The sequence below is a fragment of the Micromonospora sp. NPDC049523 genome (genome assembly GCF_040676775.1).
Taxonomy (GTDB): domain Bacteria; phylum Actinomycetota; class Actinomycetes; order Mycobacteriales; family Micromonosporaceae; genus Micromonospora_G.
On the sequence record NZ_JBFAPP010000001.1, the window covers coordinates 475085 to 491998 of the forward strand.

Below are 16914 nucleotides of genomic sequence, written 5' to 3' on the forward strand. Positions count from 1 at the left end.
CACGATCCGTACGCGACCAGGAATGTCGGTGATCTCATGTCCAACGGACTCTTCCGGGCACTGTCGCGATTGACCAGAATCCCGGTACGGCTTTTCGTCCGCCCCAATCGCAGAATCAACGCGGCGATGTGGGACACCCAGTACGCGCTCGGTCTGTGGAGCTATCTCGACGGCATGTCCGACGGCACCGTACCGCTGTCACTGATCGAAACCTGGGCTCCGCAGCCGACCATTCTCGACCTCGGTTGCGGCACCAGCGCCAATCTGCCGCTGAAGCCCGGGTCGTACCGGCATTACCACGGGGTGGACATCAGTCGGAAGGCGATCGCGCAGGCTCGGGCGCTGGGTCGACCGAACACCTCGTTCGACGTCGGCGACATCCGTACCTTCGATTCGTCGCAGCGGTACGACGCGATCCTGCTGCGCGAGGTCATCTACTACCTGTCCGGTGCCGAGTCCGCGGCCCTGCTGCGCCGGCTGCCCGCCCTGCTCACGCCGCGCGGACGGATCGTGGTGCAGGTCTACGACGTGTCCCAGACCGGGGAGTTCGTGGAGGTGATCCGGACCTGCGGCGTACCCGTGGTCGCGGAGGTGCCGACCCGGCTCGGCGAAGGGCCGGTCGGGGCGTTCTTCGTGCTCGCCGCCCCGGCGGAACAACCGTCCGCACAGCCGGACGGGGTGAACGGCAGCGCTGTCGCGCCCTGAACCGGCAGAAGGCCGGCGACGGGGACGCGAAACCGCGCGGTCGCGGGCGGGCCGCCCCCGTACGGCCCGACGTCGAGTCTGCTCAGACCGAGACGCGGCGGTCCCACCAGGGGCGTACCGCCACCGGTTCGCTGCGCAGCAGCCTGCGGTGCAGGTCCTGCAGTTGGTGCCCCGGTTCCACCCCGAGCCGGTCAGCCAGGGTGATCCGGGCGTCCTCGAAGGCGGTGAGCGCCTCCGCCCGACGCGAGGTCTGGCCGAGGGCGACCAGCAACAGTTCCCAGAGCCGTTCCCGCATCGGCTGCTCGGCGAGCATCCAGCGCAGCTCGGAGATCAGGTTCTCGTCGTCGCCGAGCAGCAGTCGTACACCGGTGGTCTCCTCCACCACGTCCTGACGCAGTTCGGTGAGCCGGATCCGCTCGGCCTCGGCGAGCGGGCCGGTCGCCTCCTGGAGCGCCGGGCCGGACCACCGGCCCAGCGCCTGCTGGAACATCTGCAGTGCCTGCGGCAGGTCGGACTGGGCCCGCGCCGCGCGGGCCAGCTTGATGTCCCATTCGAACTGGGTGATGTCGACCGACCCGTCCGGGATGTCGAGCGTGTATCCGGGGCGGGTGGAGCGCAGCACCTGGGCCAGGGCGGGTCGCCGCCCCGGCGGCTCCAGCACCCGCCGCAGCCGCCCGATGTAGGTGTGCACCATGTTCTCCACCGAGTTGGGCCGCCGCCCGACCCAGATCGCGTCGACGATCTGGGCCACCGACATCACCATGCCGCTGCGCAGCGCGAGCACCGCCAACACCTCTCGCTGCCGTGGCGTACCCAGGTAGAGCGCGTACCCGCAGCGTTCGGTCCGGATCGGTCCGAGCAGCGAGATAGAAAGGTCATCGTCCGGCATAGGTCTCTCCCACCCAAGCTGTCGACAGGCGTGGCACCCGGCTTCCCATCGGTGCTGGCCGTGGCTCCGGTGGAGACCGACCCGAGACGTTCACGATCACCTGCCGCCGTCGGGGGTGACGAAGCGCAGACCCCGGTCCAACAGCCGGGGCAGCACGGTCTCCAGGGCTTCGACGGTCTGCGAGCGGTCGCCGCCGCCGTCGTGGCAGAGCAACACCTGGCCGGCACGACCGCGCGACAGCGTCCGGGTTATCCGGTGTACGCCCGGACTGCGCCAGTCGCTCGGGTTGACCGTCCAGTCGACGGCGCTCAAACCGAGATCCGCCGTGGTACGCAGGACATCGCGGGACCAGTTGCCGCCGGGTGCGCGGAACAGCCGGGGACGTACACCGGTCGCGTCCGCGATCTCGTCCTGGGTACCGGAGATCTCGGCCCGCATCCGCTGCCGGGAGAGCGCGGCGAAGGGCTGCGGGTGCGACATCGAGTGGTTGCCGATGGTGTGCCCGGCGGCCAGCACCCGGCGGGCCAGTTCCGGCTGCTCGCGTACCCGGTCGCCGATCAGGAAGAACGTGGCCCGTACCTGGTGGCGTGCCAGCAGGTCGAGCATCCGGGGTGTCCACTCGGGGTGCGGACCGTCGTCGATGGTCAACGCGATGCCCGCACCCGGCACACCGAACGCCGGCCAGTGGCTGCCGCCGAGGCTCGCGCGCCGACGCAGGAACTGCTGACCCCTGATCGCGAAGAAGAGGTAGTGCAACGCCTGCGCGGACAGGTAGGACAGTCCACGCCCGTTCTCGTCCGTGGCGCCGTTCATCGCCTCGGCTCCACGGGTGCCATCCGGGTCGGTCCGAAGTCCCGGTCGGCCAGGTGCCGCAGCCCGCCGACGGCGGCTCCGGCGGCGATGGTGAGCTGGACCAGCAGGTGTACGCCGTAGAAGAAGACGGCGAACGCCGGGCCGCGCTGGCGCAGCACGAAACGCAGCAGCCCCGGGTCGGCCGCGGCGAACAGCCCGAAGAAAAACGCCGGCAGCGGCAGGAACACCGGGCCGAGCAGGACAACCGGTACGGACAGCGGCACCAGCAGTGCGGTGAGCAGGCCGGCCGGCCCGTTGGCGCGGATCCCGGCCGGTCCCCGCTCGGCCAGGGCGACCGGGACCAGCAGCTGCGAGCGGCCGAACTGCTTGCGCAGCAGCTTGCCGAGGTGGCTGTCGTCGTCGTGCCGGCAGACCACCGTGTCGGTGAGTACGGTCGCGTACCGGTCGGCCAGCCGGTCGCCGAACTCGACGTCCTCGGAGGCCCGCAGCTTCTCGTCGAAGAGGCCGACCTCGGTGAAGGCGACCCGGCGGGTCACGCAGACCGCGAACAGGGTGGTACGGACCCGCCCCACGTTCCGTAACCGCCAGTAGTGGCCGTGCAGCAGCCGGTACGCCTCGACCGGCCCGTCGTCGAACATCGGCTGGAGTGCGTAGATGCCGTGTACGCAGGCGACGTCGGGCTGGTCGCGCAGAATCGCCAGGGCGTTGTCCAGCGCGTCTGGTTCGGGCGCGCAGTCGGAGTCGAGGAAGAACAGCATCTCACCGGTACTGGCCCGAATTCCCCGGTTGCGAGCGGCCGCCGGTCCCATATTCTGGTCGGCGACCAGCAGTCGGCAAGGGAACTCGCGGGCGATGTCCCGGGTGTCGTCGGTGCTCGCGTCGTCGACCACGATAACTTCGGTGATCGGGTGGCGCTGCGCGTAGACGGCTTCCAGGCAGGCCCGCAGGGTTTTCGAGCTGTTGTACACGGGGATGATGACCGACACCGTCGGGCGCATGATCAACACCTCACCGGAGCGCAGGGGCGAATGGTCGGAACATTGACGCATCGAAAACGATCGTGCCGCGACCACGCTATCTAGCCGCATTCGGACTGGCAAGCGTTGCCTTGAGTAGTCAAGGTTCCGTCCAGGGCCGGTCCAGAAAAGATTCCGGACCGAACTATAGCGTCGCAGTATGTCCAATTTGGTCAGCCTCGACGATTGCGACCGGCTCACTGTTCGTGAGGTGCATGACCTCTATCGCCGATACGTCAACGCCAGCCAGGTCAGCCTCATGACCTCGTTCGGGTTCGGCCGCGAATTGGTCGACCACGCCGAGGGTGCGTACCTGGTGCTGCGCGACGGGCGGCGCATCCTCGACCTCACCGGCGGCGTGGGCGTACTCAACCACGGGCACAACCATCCCCGCATCGTGGCGGCCCGGCAGCGGTTCGCCGACCAGCGGCGGATGGAGGTGCACAAGACGTACTTCTCGCCCTACCTGGCCGCGCTCGGCCACAACCTGGCCCAGCTCCTCCCCGGCGACCTCTCGATGTCCTTCCTGCCCAACTCGGGCGCGGAGGCGGTCGAGGGCGCGGTGAAGCTGGCCTACAAGTACCACCGGGGGCGGCGCGGCACGGTCCTGCGGGCCGACTGCGGATTCCACGGGAAGCTGCTCGGATCGGGTGGGCTCACCGGCCAACCGTCGTTCGCCTTCCCCACGATTCCCGGCATTGTTCCTTTTACCTACGGCGACCTGGAGTCGGTCCGTGCCGCGCTGGCCGCACATCCGGATGACGTATACGCGCTGATCGTCGAGCCGTTCAGCGCGTCCACCATCCAGTGGTGCGATGAAGATTTCCTTCGTGGACTCCGCGAGCTCTGCACTCAGCACGACATAGTGCTCATCTTCGATGAGATTTACACCGGGTGGGGCAAGACCGGCAGCTTGTTCTATTTTATGCGCTATCCAGGTCTGGTGCCGGATGTCCTCACCACGAGCAAGTCCTTTGGCGGCGGGAAGTCCTCCATTTCGGCCTTTGTCGCTCGGGAGCCGATTTTCCGCAAGGCGTACGACAACCTGACCGACGCGCTGTTGCAGAGCACCAGTACCACCTACTACGGCATGGGCGAGGAGTGCGTGACGGCGCTCGAGGCCATCAACATCGTGGTGGAGGACGACTATCCGGGGCGGGCCCGGGAGTTGGAACGCGTACTGGAGCCGGCCCTGAACCGGCTGGCCAAGGAGTTCCCGGACGCGGTCGGTCGGGTCGCCGGAGCCGGCGCGCTGTGGGGCGTACACATCGACGGCGGGCCGAAGATCCTCGACCTGGTGGCCAAGGTCGCCCCGGCCGGCATGGCCCGCGACCCGAGGTTCAAGGCGAAACTGGTCACCTGCGCGGTGATCAACGCCCTCTACCAGGACCACCAGATCTTCACCTACTACACGCTCAACGGGCTCAACCCGCTGATCCTCGGTCCCTCCCTGGTCACCGAGCCGACCGACGTACAGCGCGCCACCGACGCCCTCGGCGAGGTGCTGAGCCAGGGGCTGACCCGGCTGGTCACCCGGTTCGTGGCGCAGAAGGTGGGGTCGTCGCTGTGGTGATCACCATTACCGGGGCGGCCGGCATGCTCGGTTCCCGACTGGCCGAACGGCTCGCCGCCGACGGGCACGACATCCAGGGGGTGGACCTGCGGTCCGGGCCCGGCGTGAGCGTGGTCGGCGACATCCGGGACCCGCGGGTGATGGACCGCGCGACCGCCGGTGCCGCCACCCTGATCCACTGTGCGGCGGCACTGCCCAGCTACCCGGCGAACGAGATCCGCTCGATCATCGTGGACGGCACCGAGAGCGTGCTCGCCGCCGCACACCGGGCCCGGGTAGGCCACGTCGTACACGTCTCGTCCACCGCCGTGTACGGGCTGCCGAAGCTCGTACCCACACCGGAAGAGCACCCGCGTACGCCGGTCGACACGTACAGCGCGGCGAAGGCAGCCGCCGAGGAGGTCGCCGAACGGCACCGGGCCGCCGGCACCAAGCTGTCGATCCTGCGGCCGAAGACATTCCTCGGACCGGGCCGGATGGGGCTGTTCGCCATGCTGTTCGAGTGGGCCGAGGAGGGGCGCAACTTCCCCGTACTCGGCCGCGGCGACGTACGCATCCAGATGTTCGCCGTCGACGACCTGGTGGACGCGGTCGTCACCGTGTTGAACGCGCCCGACGACGCGGCCAACGACACGTACAACCTCGGCGCGGAGCGGTTCGACACCCTGCGCGCCGACTTCCAGGCCGTACTGGACGCGGCCGGGCACGGCAAACGCGTCGTCGGCCTGCCGGCCCGACCCGCGCTCGCCGCGCTCGACCTGCTGGAGCGCACCCGACTCTCCCCGGTCTACGGCCGGCTGCTGCACAAGCTGATGGGGGACTCGTACGTCAGCATCGACAAGGCCCAGCAGCGACTCGGCTTCGCGCCGAAGCTGTCCAACCAGGACGCGATCCTGCGCACCTACGAGTGGTGGCGCGAGCAGCGACACCGGACCGAGCCCGCGCAGCGCGGACGGACCAGCCGCGATCCCTGGCGGCAGGGCGCCCTGGCCTTCGCGAAGATCTTCTTCTGACCGGAGGGCCCCATCGTGACCGCCGTCGAGACCACGGTCGAGCGGACCGTCCCCGCCGCCGCACCCCGCGCAACCACCAACGTCCTCGCACTGGCCCGGCACCTCATCACGCTGACCCGGCCCGGCCACTGGGTCAAGAACATCCTGGCCGTACCGCTGGCGCTGGTCGACGCACCGGCCTGGAACGGGCCGACGCTGCTGCGTACCGGCTGGGCGGTGGTGGCGTTCACCCTCGCCTCGTCACTGATCTACGTCGTCAACGACATCGCCGACCGCCGGCTCGACCGGGCGCACCCGGCCAAGAAACACCGGCCGATCGCCTCCGGCGCGGTGCCGGTGCCGCTCGCCTGGCTGCTCGCCGCCGGTCTGGCCGGACTGCTGGTGACCACGGTGCTCGCCGGGCCGGCCATGTCCTGGTGGCCGCTGGTGGTCTACCTCGCACTCAGCGCCGCGTACAGCCGGCGGCTCAAGCACCTGCCACTGCTGGACATCTGCGTGGTCGCCGCCGGGTTCGTGCTGCGCGTGCTCCAGGGGTACGCGGCCACCGGCGGGCCCGCGTCCGGCCTGCTGCTGACCGCCGTCTTCACCGGTTGCCTGGTATTGATCCTCGGCAAGCGGCGGGCCGAGATCGCCGTCGCCGGGGTGTCGCACCGGCCCGCGCTGGCCGGCTACAACGTGCTGCTCGCCGATCACCTGCTCGGGCTCAACGCCTCGCTGGCCGCCGCCACCTTCCTGCTCTACCTCCACACGGAGGCACCGATCGACCCGCTCCGCCCGGGCGTACTGCTGGTCGTGGTGCCACTGGGACTGCTCGCCGCCTTCCGCTACCTTCAATCGGTCCTGGTGCTCCAGCTCGGCGGCGACCCCATCCGGGCCCTGCTCCGGGACCCCATGATCGTGACCAGCGCCGCCCTGATCGGCACCGCGCTGGCCGTGGCGGAGGTCGCTGCCCGCTATCCGGACCTGCTGACATGGATGGACAGATGAACAAGCCGCTCGTATCGGTCATCGTGCCGAACTTCAACTACGCCCGCGCGCTCGGTTTGTGCCTCACCTCGCTCAAGGCGCAGACCTATCCGAACCTCGAGATCATCGTGGTGGACGACTGCAGCACCGACGACTCGGCCGAGGTCGCGCGGTCGTACGGCGCCCGCGTGCTCCGTACGCCGGAGAACTCGGGACCGGCGGCGGCCCGCAACCTCGGCGCGGCGAACGCGTCCGGCGAGATCCTGTTCTTCATCGACTCCGATGTGGCGGCCAAGCCGGACGCGGTCGCCAACGCGGTGGAGGTACTCGCCTCCGACCCGGAGATCGGGGCCGTCTGCGGCAACTACGATCCGGTGCCGCTGATCCGGGACAGCCTGGTCGAGGAGTACCGCTGCCTGCAGCAGTCCTACTGGCTGATCGCCGACGAGGGCCGCATCATGACGCTCTACACCGCCCTGCTCGCCATCCCGGCGGCGGTCTTCGCCGAGATCGGGCCGTTCAACCCCCGGCTGCGCGAGACCGAGAACGCCGACTACGGCCTGCGGCTGGCCCAGCGCTACCAGATCTGGCTGACCCCACGGGTACGCGGCGTGCACGACCACGACCACGAGTTGCGGGTGCTGGTCCGCAAGGTGTTCACCCGGACCGCCCTGCACATCCCCATGTACGCCCACAAACCCGAGTTTCCCGGTGGTCTGAGCAGCGGGCCGCGGGCGTGGGTGAGCATCGCCGCGCTGTTCACCGTACTGACGGTGGCGTTTCCGGTGCTGCTCGGACCGGCGTTCCTGCTCGTACCGCTGGTCACCTTCGCCGCCTTCGTCGCCGGGGACCTGCCGATGTACCGGTTCGTGCTCCGGGAACGCCATCCGCTGTTCCTGATCTATTTCGTGGCGATGCACTTCTTCCTCAACCTGGTCATCGCGGCCGCCGCGCTGACCGGGGTGATCGCCTGGCTGGCGTCGGCTCGGTTCCGCCGGCTCTACAACCGACCGGAGGCGGCTACCCGATGAACCCGCAACCACTCGTCTCGGTGATCGTGCCGAACTACAACTACGCCGAGTCGCTGGACCTGTGCCTGCGGTCCATCCTCGACCAGACCTACCCGAACGTCGAGATCCTGGTCGTCGACGACTGCAGTACGGACCAGTCGATCGCGGTCGCCGAGACGCTCGGCGTACGGGTGATCAGCACCGGGGTGAACGGCGGCTGCGGTCAGGCCCGCAACATCGGCGCCGCGAACACCAGCGGCGACCTGCTCTGTTACGTCGACTCCGACCTGGTGATGGCGCCTGACGCGGTGGCCAACGCGGTACGCCTGCTCGCCGACGACGCGACCATCGGTGCGGTGTGCGGCATCGAGGACCCCGAGCCGCTGCTGCACGACACCGCCGTTGCCCGCTACCGGGGGCTGCAGTACCACTACTGGTCGATCAGCTCTGAGGGCGACATCTCGTTCCTGTTCCCCGCGGTCTGCGTGATCCGGCGGGACGTCTTCGACGAGATCGGCCCGTTCAACCCGGCGCTGCGCCAGACCGAGGAGGTCGACTACGGCTACCGGCTGACCCGGCGCTACCGGATGGTGCTCACCTCCGACGTGCACGGCCGGCACGACCACGACCACGAGTTGCGCGGGCTGCTGCGCAAGCTGTTCCACCGCGGACGGTTGCGCATCCCGCTGTACGCCCGCGCCCGCCGCTTCAGCAAGGGCTTCGAGACGGCTTCGCGGGCCGGGGGCAGCCTGGCCGCGTTCGCGGTGCTGCCGGCGCTGGTGGCGCCGTTGCTGTTCGGCCCGTGGGCGGCGGTGCTCCCGGCCGGTCTGCTGGTCACCTCGCTCGCCCTCGACGCCGGCATGTACGGCTTCGTCCGCCGCCGGCACGGCGTACCCTTCCTGGTCTTCTTCGCCGGGCTGCACTTCGTCGTCAACGTGACCATCACGCTCGGGGTGGCCACCGGTGCGCTCCAGTGGCTCGGTTCGCGGACCTTCCGGGGGCTCTACGACGCGTCGTTCCCGGTCGACGGGAGGCCGGTACGGGAAGCGATATGACAGTCGCACCCGCACGGGTAGCGCTATCGGCGTGATCGTGCTTACATTATTGGCAGAACGGCCGGTCATCTCCCCCCGTGGATGCCCGGCCTTTCTCCTGTCCGGGGTTCGCCGACCCCGCCCGGACGCCGTGGTGCGTGTCGCCCCCGTACCCGAATCCGCAGCGCCGACGGCTTGTCCGAGGCGGCTACCGTTCAGACATGACCGGCGGCTCGACGATCGTCGACACGATCACGACGCCGGGTAGGTAGGCAAGCGACCACGATCAGTACAGTAGGGGCGTGTCTCTATGGATCGCCGCGACTTGGGGACTTGTCGGCAGCGCCGTCTCCGAAGCGCTGAACCTCTACGCCATGATGCGCCCGACAACCGAATCGAAGGGACGCTGGCAGTGGCCGTGGCGGGACAAACGGGACCGTCCGATCGTGATGTTCGCGGTGGCGCTGCGAGCACTCGCCGGCACCGGGCTGGCGGCCGCCGCCTCCGCCGGTGGACTGGCCACGACCGCCTTCGCGACGTTCACCTTCGGCGTGGCGGCACCCCTGGTCATCGCCAAGATGTTCGACCAGATCCGGGTGCTCGACCGGCCGTCCACACCGGACAGCAAACCGGGGGGAAGCGACGATGACGCCGCCTGACGGACTCCTGCGCCGGCTGGCCTGGGCCCTCGCGGCCCAGCCGTCCACCACCACCGCCTCCGTGCCGCTACCGACCCGGACCAGACTGGCCGCCGCACTCGCGGCCAGACCCATCACCCAGACACGCGGGCTGGTCGACCTGTCCGCCGGGCCCGGGGACAAGGTCACCGACCAGGTCAGGTGGGTGGTGGCGCAACTGCTCGGCACCACCGCCGACCAGTTGCGCGTCGACTCCGACGGAGACATCGGCATCCGCGCCGGTTCGGCGATCATTTTCGTACGGGCGCAGGAGGATCCGCCGCTGGTGGACGTCTTCTCGCCGCTGCTCACCGGAGTCCAGCCGACCGAGTCCCTCTACCGTCGGCTCTCCGACCTGACCAACGGCATGGTGATCGGCCGGGTCTACTGCACCGGGGACACGATCTGGGCGTCGGTGCCGGTCTTCGGAGAGGACTTCCAGCCCACCCACCTGCTGCTGGCGATCCAGGCGATGATCAGGCTGGCGGACGATCTCGACGATCACCTGCACCAGGAGTTCGGCGGCAGTCGGTTCTTCGGGGCGGAGGCGTCCGGCCTGACGCCCGTACCGGATCCGACCGGCTACCTGCGTGACCTGGCCGACTCGGGTGAGTCGCGCGCGGGCCGGGTGCTGGCGGACCTGTTGGCCGATCGGGGACGCACCGAGGAGCTGCGGATCCGCGCCGAGAGCGGCAACGGGCACGCGGCGGCCCGGCTCGCGGCACTGCTCCTCGACCAGGGCCACACCGACGAGGCCGAGCACTTCTGGCGGCTCGCGGTCGCACAGGGCGAGCCGAACGCCCGGCCCGAACTGGCCGACCTCCTGGTCGCGCACGGACGCGTCGAGGAGGCGATCGGCCTGCTGCGTGCCGGGCTGGACGACGACTGGCGCTCGGTCGGTCTGCTGCTCGCCCTGCTCGCCAAGCAGGGCCGCACCGACGAGGCGCTGGACGTGCTCCGGTCGCACACGCCCGAGTCGTCCTGACCTGCCGCCCGGCTACTCCGCCGGGTTCCGGGCGGCGCGTACGGCGTCGCGGTGGTCGCGCATCGACTCGACCATCATCCGCATGAAACGGTGTACGACTTCGAGTTCGTCGTCGGTGAACCGCTCCATCACCACGTCCGTACGCGCACCGAGCGGGCGGAAGAACTCGACCGCGACCCGGGCGCCCTCGTCGGCGTACCGGAGGAAGACCTTGCGGCGGTCGGCGGTGTCCCGGTCCCGGCGGATGTGGCCGGTCCGCTCCAACCGGTCGACGAGCGCGGTTACCGAACCAGAGGAGAGGTTGAGCTGCTCCCCCAGCCGGCCCGGCGTGATCGGCTCACCCCGGCGCTCGCCGTGCATCACCGCGATCAGCGCCTGTAGGTCGGTCACGCCCAGGCCGTGCAGCGCGGCGAACGCGTGGCCGATGTGCTGGGCGTCGACCGTGTAGTTGCGCAGGTCGGAGGTGATCTCGCCGGAGAGGACCGCCCGTCGGGTGTCCCTCGGTCGGTACATGCCGTCCACCACTGTGCCGATTCCCTCCGCCCAACTTGCACCTTATCTCACCCGTCGATAATCTCGGCCATCGAGATACTCGACGGTCGGGAGTTATGCATGGGTGCGTTCGGGTCCAGGATCGCGCACGCCGTCAGCGGACGATGGAGCGCCTGGCTGGTGTTGCTGATCGCCGCGGTGCTCTCCGGTGGTGTCATCGCCCTCGGCGGCGAACCCCGTACCGACAACGACCCCACCTCGGCGCTGCCCGACTCCGCCGAGTCCGTACGCGTCGCCGCCCTCCAGCGCCAACTGCCCAGCGGGCAACTCAACCCGGCCCTGGTCGTCTACTCCCGCGACGGTCAGCCGCTGCGGCCCGAGGACGAACGCGCCATCGCCGACGACGCCCGCGCGTACGCCACCGAGGCGACCGGTGGGGGGGTCTCCCCACCGGTTCTCTCCCCCGACCGGCAGGCGGCCCTGGTCGCCGTACCGCTGCCGGCCGACCTGCCCAACGACGAACTCGCCGGCATCGTCGACCGGCTACGCGCCACCGCCCGCGACGGCCTGCCCGAGGGCACCGTCGCCCAGGTCACCGGAGGTGCCGGCTTCACCACCGACGTCGCCTCCGCGTTCGACGGCGCGAACGTCACGCTGCTGCTGGTCACCGTCGCGGTGGTCGCGTCGCTGCTGATCGTCACCTACCGCAGCCCCTGGCTCTGGCTCGTACCACTGGCCGTGGTCGGTGTGGCCGACGTCGTCGCCAACGCGGTCATCGCGATGGTCAGCCGGGCCGCCGCGCTGGACATCGACGGCTCCACCACCGGCATCGTCGACGTACTCGTCTTCGGCGCCGGCACCAACTACGCGCTGCTGCTGATCGCCCGCTACCGCGAGGAACTGCGCCGCAACGCCGACCGGCACCTGGCCATGCGCCGCGCGCTCTCCTCGGCCGGACCGGCGATCGCGGCCAGCGCCACCACCGTGTGCCTGAGCCTGCTCACCCTGCTCACCGCGGTGCTCGACAACGACCGGACCATCGGCGTCACCGGAGCGCTGGGCATCGGGGTCGCCGCACTGTTCGGGCTGATCGTGCTCCCCGCCGCACTGTCGGTCTGCGGGCGTGGCCTGTTCTGGCCGTTCGTTCCCCGCGAGGGCCAGGCCGACCCGACCCGTACCGGCGTCTGGGCCCGGATCGGCGGCCTGGTCGCCCGGCGCCCACGGGCGGTGCTGGCCGGCGCCCTGGTGGTACTCGCGGTGCTGGCCGCCGGGCTGGCGGACGCCCGGCTCGGGTTGAGCAAGACCGAGCAGTTCAGGGTGCAGGCCGAATCGATCGACGGCCTGGCAACGCTGAGCCGTCACTTCCCGGCCGGTTCGGCCGACCCGACCGTGATCGTCACCCGGTCGGCCGGTGAACGGGCCGTCCTGGAGGCCATCGAGGCGACACCGGGGGTGTCCAGCGCCCGGGTCACCGAACGCGCCGCAGACCTGGTCGCCATCGACGTCGTACTCGACGCGGAGCCGGACAGCGCCGACAGCTACCGGACCGTCGAGCGGCTGCGCGACCGGGTCGGCGCCGTGTCCGGGGCGGAAGCGCTGGTCGGCGGTACGGTAGCGGCGAACCTGGACACCCGGCGGGCCGCCGTACGCGACCTCAGGGTGGTCGTACCGCTGATCCTGGCCGTGGTCCTGCTCGTGCTGGTCCTGCTGCTGCGCTCCCTGATCGCCCCGCTGGTGCTGGTCGCCACCGTGGTGGCCACCTTCTTCGCCGCCCTCGGGGCCAGCAACTTCCTGTTCACCCGGGTCCTGGACTACGCCGCGCTGGACACCTCCGTACCGCTGCTGGCCTTCCTCTTCCTGGTCGCGCTCGGCGTGGACTACAACATCTTCCTGGCGACCAGGGCCCGGGAGGAGACGCTGACCGCAGGCACCCGGCAGGGCATGCTCACCGCGCTCGCGGTGACCGGCGGGGTGATCACCAGCGCCGGCATCCTGCTCGCCGCCGTGTTCGCCGTACTCGGGGTGCTGCCGCTGGTCACGCTCACCGAGATCGGTGTCATCGTCGGGCTGGGCGTGCTGCTCGACACCCTGCTGGTGCGTACGCTGCTCGTACCGTCGATCGCGATCACCCTGGGCCGCCGCTTCTGGTGGCCCGGCACGCTTTCCCGGACGCCGTCGGCGGAACCCGGGAGGTAGGGACAGCCCCACCACCGGGTTCGTGGTTCGCCATGTGTCGCCCGGACGGGTCGAAGTGGTCGAGGTGACGAAGACGTCGATCTCCGAGCCCGGATCCCGGGCGGGGCGGGGCCGGGCGGGCGGGGATGGTTACGGTGGGCTCATGCAGCAAGCGACGCGGTGGGCGACCGAAACCGCACCGGGGCATTCGCAGTGGTACGTCGACCGGTTCCGGCGGTTGGCCGCCGAGGGGGCGGACCTGGCGGGTGAGGCACGGCTGGTGGACGCGATAGTGGCGCCCGGTGCCCGGATCCTCGACGCCGGCTGCGGAACCGGGCGGGTGGCCGCCGCACTGTCCGTACGCGGTCACCGGGTGGTGGGCGTGGACGCCGATCCGCTGCTGATCGAGGCCGCCCGCAACGATCACCCCGGTTTGACCCTGCTGATCGCCGACCTCGCCGAACTGGACCTGCCCGCCGCCGGGCAGCCGGATCCGTTCGACGCCGTGGTGGTCGCCGGCAACGTGATGCCGTACGTCGCACCGGGCACCGAGGCCGCCGTGCTGACCCGGCTCGCCGCGCACGTACGCCCGGACGGGCCGGTGGTGGTCGGGTTCGGCACCGACCGTGGCTACTCGCTGGCCGACTTCGACGCCCACGCCGACGCCGCCGGGCTGCTGGTCGAGCAGCGCTTCGCCACCTGGGACCTGCGCCCGTGGCGGGCCGACGCCGACTTCGCGGTGACGATCCTGCGCCGCCCGCCAGCCTGACCCGTCACCTCGACCAAGCCAAGCCACCTGCCTGACCCGTCACCTTGGCCAAAGCCTCCTGCCTGCCCGTCGTGTCGGCCAAAGCCTCCCGCCTGGCCTGCCCCCGTCAGGTCGGGCAGAGCCGGCGGCCCGCCTGACCCGCGCCTCCGGTGAGGGGCGGGTACAGGTCAGGGCGCGGCGACGGGTCAGAGGGTCCGGCACTGGCCGGTGGCCGGGCCGTGCACGGTGTTGGGTAGGCCGTCGTTGACGGGTGCGGGTGTGTTGCCCGTGCAGGCGAGCGGGCCGTTGACCGTGTTGCCGGCGACCACGGGTGCCGGGACGGTGGCGGTGCCGGTCAGCACGAGCGGCCCGCTGATCCCGACCCGTTCCACGATCACGTCACCGGTGGCCCCGGTGATGCTCACCGGCCCGCTGACCGAACCGCCGAACAGTTCGACCACCGCCGCACCGGTCGCCGTCACCGGTCCCCGGATCGACGCGCCGGTGGCGATCAGTGATGCTCCCGGCCGTACCGTCACCGGTCCGGACACGGTGGCGCCGGCCAGGCAGGTCACCCCGGCGGTGACGAGCAGTGGGCCGTTGTGGTTGCCCGAGACCGTCGCGGTGCAGGTGTTCACGACCACGGTGAAGTGGGCGGTCGTGCTGCCGCCCGGCCGGGTGGCGGTGATCGTCGCCTGGTAGACGCCGTCGCGGGCGTACGCATGCTGTGCGGTGGCCGAGTAGATGCCGTTGATGCTCTTGTTGGTGCCGGCGGTGCCGCTCAGGGTCGCCGTGGAGGTGGTCCCGTCGCCCCAGTCGACCGTCGCCGCCACCTGGTCGAGGGCCGCACCCGGAGTGGCGATCGAGGCGATCTCACCGGACACGATCCGCCGGTCGGTGGTGATGTCCGGCGCCGCCACGTCGACCCGCCAGGGCACCTGCGGGGAGGCGTAGAAGTTCTGGCCCTGCACCTGCCGCCGTACGCCGTGGCTGGCGATCCGGGAGACGAAGGAGGCGAGGTTGCGTTCGGGGTGGACGTTCGGCGACCAGCCGATCTCCGCCGTCGCCGGCATCCGGGGGAAGACCTGGAACTCGATGTCGGCCAGGGTTCGCAGCGTCTCGGACCAGATCGGCGCCTCGACGCCGATGATGTCGGCGTCGGTCACCGCGGGCAGGGTGACCCCGCCGGTGGTACGCGCCGGAATGTAACTGCCCGGGTCGCTGCTGGTGCCGGACCAGTTGTAGAACTGCGAGACGTCCAGCCGCCCCGCCCAGCTCAACCCGAGCGGGCTGCCGACGAACTGCTGCATGTCGAGGTAGGTGTGGTTGGCCGGTGACATGACGACCTTCATGCCCTTCTGCACCGCCCGCCGCGCCGAGTCGCCGCCGGAGCCGGTCGGGTTCCCGTTGTTCCAGAACTGGGCCACCGACTGCGGCGATCCGGGCTGGCCGAAGTTCGCCTGGGAGATCTCCGCCCAGCCCATCACGACCTTGTCCTGCGCCTTGACGATCTGGGACTCGCGGTCGACGAAGGCGACGTAGCGCTCGCTCGACAGGGTCGACGCGGGCACCTCGTCACCGCCGAGGTGGTAGTACGGGCCGGGTGTCAGCGCGCTGAGCTGACTGACGATGTCCGTGATGATCGCCCACGTGTTGGGGCTCTCCGGGCACATCGCGCTGTAGCCGACGGCGCCGGTGAGGTTCCACTGCGGCGGGGTACGGGTGGTGCAGTTGACGTCGGGCAGCACCGGGTCGGCCTGCGGGCCGGCGTACGACATGACGATCGCGTTGGTGTGCCCGGGTGAGTCGACCTCGGGGATGACGGTCATGAAGTGCGCGGCGGCGTAGTTGACGACGTCGACGTACTCGGCCTGGGTCCAGTAGCCGCCGGGGTCGTTGTTGATGGAGAACTGGGCGCCGATGGTGGTGAGCTCGGGCCGGCCGTTGATCGCGATCCGGAAACCCTGGTCGTCGCTGACGTGCAGGTGCAGCGTGTTCAGCTTGTACGCCGACGCCTGGTCGATCAGGCGCTTGGCCACCTCGGGCGACTGGAAGTGCCGGGCGATGTCGAGCATCACGCCGCGGTAGGCGTACCGGGGGCTGTCGGTGATCCGTACGCCGTCGACGGTCCACGGGCCGGGGCGTACGGTCGGGCTCTCGATCCACGGCGGGAGCAGTTGACGCAGCGTCTGTACGGCGTAGAAGAGCCCGGCCGGCTCGGCCGCCTCCAGCCGTACCCCGGCGGTCGAGGCGTCGAGTCGGTAGCCCTCGGCGCCGAGGTCGGTGGTGCCGGTGAGGTGCAGTCCGATGTCGCCCGGCTGGGGCGTGGCGGTGGTGACCGGCAGCGGGTAGCCGGTCGACGGGCGCATGATCCCTGCCAGGGTCTCCGCCACCGGCAGCGCCCCGGCGCCGTCGGGGGCCACCACGATCCGGGTCGTCGGTCCGACCACGAACGACTCCCCCGGCACCTTCACCACGTCTGCGGGGATCGGTACGAGTTGGGCCGGGCCGGTCGGCGCGGTGTCCGCCAGTGCGGGTGTCGCCGACGGGCCGGCGAGCACCATCGTCTGGACCACCAGCGCGAGAGTGAGTACGGCGCCGCCGAGCCGGCGTCTGCGTACCCGGGTGGAGCGCCTGTCCCCTGTGCCTGCCAACAACCGGCCGGACGTCTGCATGTCACGCTCCCTGCTCGGGGTGCGCGGCGCCCGTCCGCGCCCACCGACCGCTGGCTCACGGCTCGGTGTGGACGCAGTGCGGTGACGGTCGACCGGCGCGACTTGAGTGATCAACGCGAATGACGCTGGCCGAATGATAGGCA

General features: G+C 70.3%; 14 protein-coding genes and 1 pseudogene. 10 read left to right on the forward strand and 5 right to left on the reverse strand.

From position 1 onward, the window contains the following. Window positions 1-126: 126 nt before the first annotated feature. The gene (locus AB0J90_RS02160; RefSeq protein ID WP_363591227.1) at window positions 127-705 is read left to right on the forward strand and encodes a class I SAM-dependent methyltransferase; all 579 of its coding nucleotides are present in this window, start codon (window positions 127-129) and stop codon (window positions 703-705) included. 82 nt (window positions 706-787) lie between these two features. On the opposite strand, the gene AB0J90_RS02165 is transcribed toward AB0J90_RS02160, so the two are convergent. The 3 genes from AB0J90_RS02165 to AB0J90_RS02175 form a co-directional block, all read right to left on the reverse strand. Then, entirely contained in the window at window positions 788-1594 is an 807-nt protein-coding gene (locus AB0J90_RS02165; RefSeq protein WP_363591229.1) for an AfsR/SARP family transcriptional regulator, read from the reverse strand. A 96-nt stretch (window positions 1595-1690) separates the two neighbouring features. Beyond that, the gene (locus AB0J90_RS02170; RefSeq protein ID WP_363591231.1) at window positions 1691-2407 is read right to left on the reverse strand and encodes a polysaccharide deacetylase family protein; all 717 of its coding nucleotides are present in this window, start codon (window positions 2405-2407) and stop codon (window positions 1691-1693) included. Continuing rightward, window positions 2404-3456 (reverse strand): glycosyltransferase family A protein, encoded by a 1053-nt coding sequence (locus AB0J90_RS02175; protein ID WP_363591233.1) that lies wholly within the window; start codon window positions 3454-3456, stop codon window positions 2404-2406. The genes AB0J90_RS02170 and AB0J90_RS02175 overlap by 4 nt, the downstream gene beginning before the upstream one ends. A 226-nt stretch (window positions 3457-3682) precedes the next feature. On the opposite strand from AB0J90_RS02175, the gene AB0J90_RS02180 reads away from it, so the two are divergent. The 7 genes and pseudogenes from AB0J90_RS02180 to AB0J90_RS02210 form a co-directional block, all read left to right on the forward strand. Continuing rightward, window positions 3683-4996 carry an aspartate aminotransferase family protein gene (locus AB0J90_RS02180; RefSeq protein WP_363591395.1) on the forward strand — a complete coding sequence of 438 codons (1314 nt, stop codon included), beginning with the start codon at window positions 3683-3685 and terminating at the stop codon, window positions 4994-4996. Then, window positions 4990-6009 carry an NAD-dependent epimerase/dehydratase family protein gene (locus AB0J90_RS02185; protein WP_363591235.1) on the forward strand — a complete coding sequence of 340 codons (1020 nt, stop codon included), beginning with the start codon at window positions 4990-4992 and terminating at the stop codon, window positions 6007-6009. The genes AB0J90_RS02180 and AB0J90_RS02185 overlap by 7 nt, the downstream gene beginning before the upstream one ends. Before the next feature lie 15 nt (window positions 6010-6024). Beyond that, window positions 6025-6996 (forward strand): UbiA prenyltransferase family protein, encoded by a 972-nt coding sequence (locus tag AB0J90_RS02190; RefSeq protein ID WP_363591237.1) that lies wholly within the window; start codon window positions 6025-6027, stop codon window positions 6994-6996. Beyond that, window positions 6993-8006, forward strand: a complete 1014-nt coding sequence (locus AB0J90_RS02195) for a glycosyltransferase family 2 protein (protein ID WP_363591239.1) — start codon at window positions 6993-6995, stop codon at window positions 8004-8006. Before AB0J90_RS02190 ends, AB0J90_RS02195 begins: the two co-directional genes overlap by 4 nt. Beyond that, a complete protein-coding gene (locus AB0J90_RS02200; protein ID WP_363591241.1) occupies window positions 8003-9040 on the forward strand; it encodes a glycosyltransferase family 2 protein in 1038 nt (345 codons plus the stop codon). Before AB0J90_RS02195 ends, AB0J90_RS02200 begins: the two co-directional genes overlap by 4 nt. 281 nt (window positions 9041-9321) lie before the next feature. Continuing rightward, entirely contained in the window at window positions 9322-9678 is a 357-nt protein-coding gene (locus tag AB0J90_RS02205) for a hypothetical protein (protein ID WP_363591243.1), read from the forward strand. Between the two features lie 163 nt (window positions 9679-9841). After that, window positions 9842-10237: pseudogene (locus tag AB0J90_RS02210) on the forward strand (hypothetical protein); the annotation flags it as partial. A gap of 456 nt (window positions 10238-10693) precedes the next feature. On the opposite strand, the gene AB0J90_RS02215 reads toward AB0J90_RS02210, so the two are convergent. Beyond that, complete coding sequence (locus AB0J90_RS02215) at window positions 10694-11194, reverse strand: MarR family transcriptional regulator (RefSeq protein WP_363591245.1); 501 nt, start codon at window positions 11192-11194, stop codon at window positions 10694-10696. Between the two features lie 99 nt (window positions 11195-11293). Between AB0J90_RS02215 and AB0J90_RS02220 the strand changes: the two genes are divergently transcribed. Both AB0J90_RS02220 and AB0J90_RS02225 read left to right on the forward strand, forming a co-directional pair. After that, window positions 11294-13369, forward strand: coding sequence for an MMPL family transporter (locus tag AB0J90_RS02220; protein WP_363591247.1), 2076 nt, complete (start codon window positions 11294-11296; stop codon window positions 13367-13369). A 142-nt stretch (window positions 13370-13511) separates the two neighbouring features. Next, window positions 13512-14117, forward strand: a complete 606-nt coding sequence (locus AB0J90_RS02225) for a class I SAM-dependent methyltransferase (RefSeq protein ID WP_363591249.1) — start codon at window positions 13512-13514, stop codon at window positions 14115-14117. A gap of 185 nt (window positions 14118-14302) precedes the next feature. Here the strand turns inward: AB0J90_RS02225 and AB0J90_RS02230 are convergent, their stop codons facing one another. After that, a complete protein-coding gene (locus AB0J90_RS02230; protein WP_363591251.1) occupies window positions 14303-16771 on the reverse strand; it encodes a beta-N-acetylhexosaminidase in 2469 nt (822 codons plus the stop codon). Window positions 16772-16914: the final 143 nt, after the last annotated feature.

Excerpts from the sequence above, each read along its gene's own strand:
- AB0J90_RS02160 (WP_363591227.1), top strand. The coding sequence starts at position 127 with ATGTGGGACACCCAGTACGCGCTCGGTCTGTGGAGCTATCTCGACGGC.
- AB0J90_RS02165 (WP_363591229.1), bottom strand. The coding sequence starts at position 1,594 with ATGCCGGACGATGACCTTTCTATCTCGCTGCTCGGACCGATCCGGACC.
- AB0J90_RS02170 (WP_363591231.1), bottom strand. The coding sequence starts at position 2,407 with ATGAACGGCGCCACGGACGAGAACGGGCGTGGACTGTCCTACCTGTCC.
- AB0J90_RS02175 (WP_363591233.1), bottom strand. The coding sequence starts at position 3,456 with ATGCGTCAATGTTCCGACCATTCGCCCCTGCGCTCCGGTGAGGTGTTG.
- AB0J90_RS02180 (WP_363591395.1), top strand. The coding sequence starts at position 3,683 with ATGACCTCGTTCGGGTTCGGCCGCGAATTGGTCGACCACGCCGAGGGT.
- AB0J90_RS02195 (WP_363591239.1), top strand. The coding sequence starts at position 6,993 with ATGAACAAGCCGCTCGTATCGGTCATCGTGCCGAACTTCAACTACGCC.
- AB0J90_RS02200 (WP_363591241.1), top strand. The coding sequence starts at position 8,003 with ATGAACCCGCAACCACTCGTCTCGGTGATCGTGCCGAACTACAACTAC.
- AB0J90_RS02215 (WP_363591245.1), bottom strand. The coding sequence starts at position 11,194 with ATGTACCGACCGAGGGACACCCGACGGGCGGTCCTCTCCGGCGAGATC.
- AB0J90_RS02220 (WP_363591247.1), top strand. The coding sequence starts at position 11,294 with ATGGGTGCGTTCGGGTCCAGGATCGCGCACGCCGTCAGCGGACGATGG.
- AB0J90_RS02225 (WP_363591249.1), top strand. The coding sequence starts at position 13,512 with ATGCAGCAAGCGACGCGGTGGGCGACCGAAACCGCACCGGGGCATTCG.
- AB0J90_RS02230 (WP_363591251.1), bottom strand. The coding sequence starts at position 16,771 with ATGCAGACGTCCGGCCGGTTGTTGGCAGGCACAGGGGACAGGCGCTCC.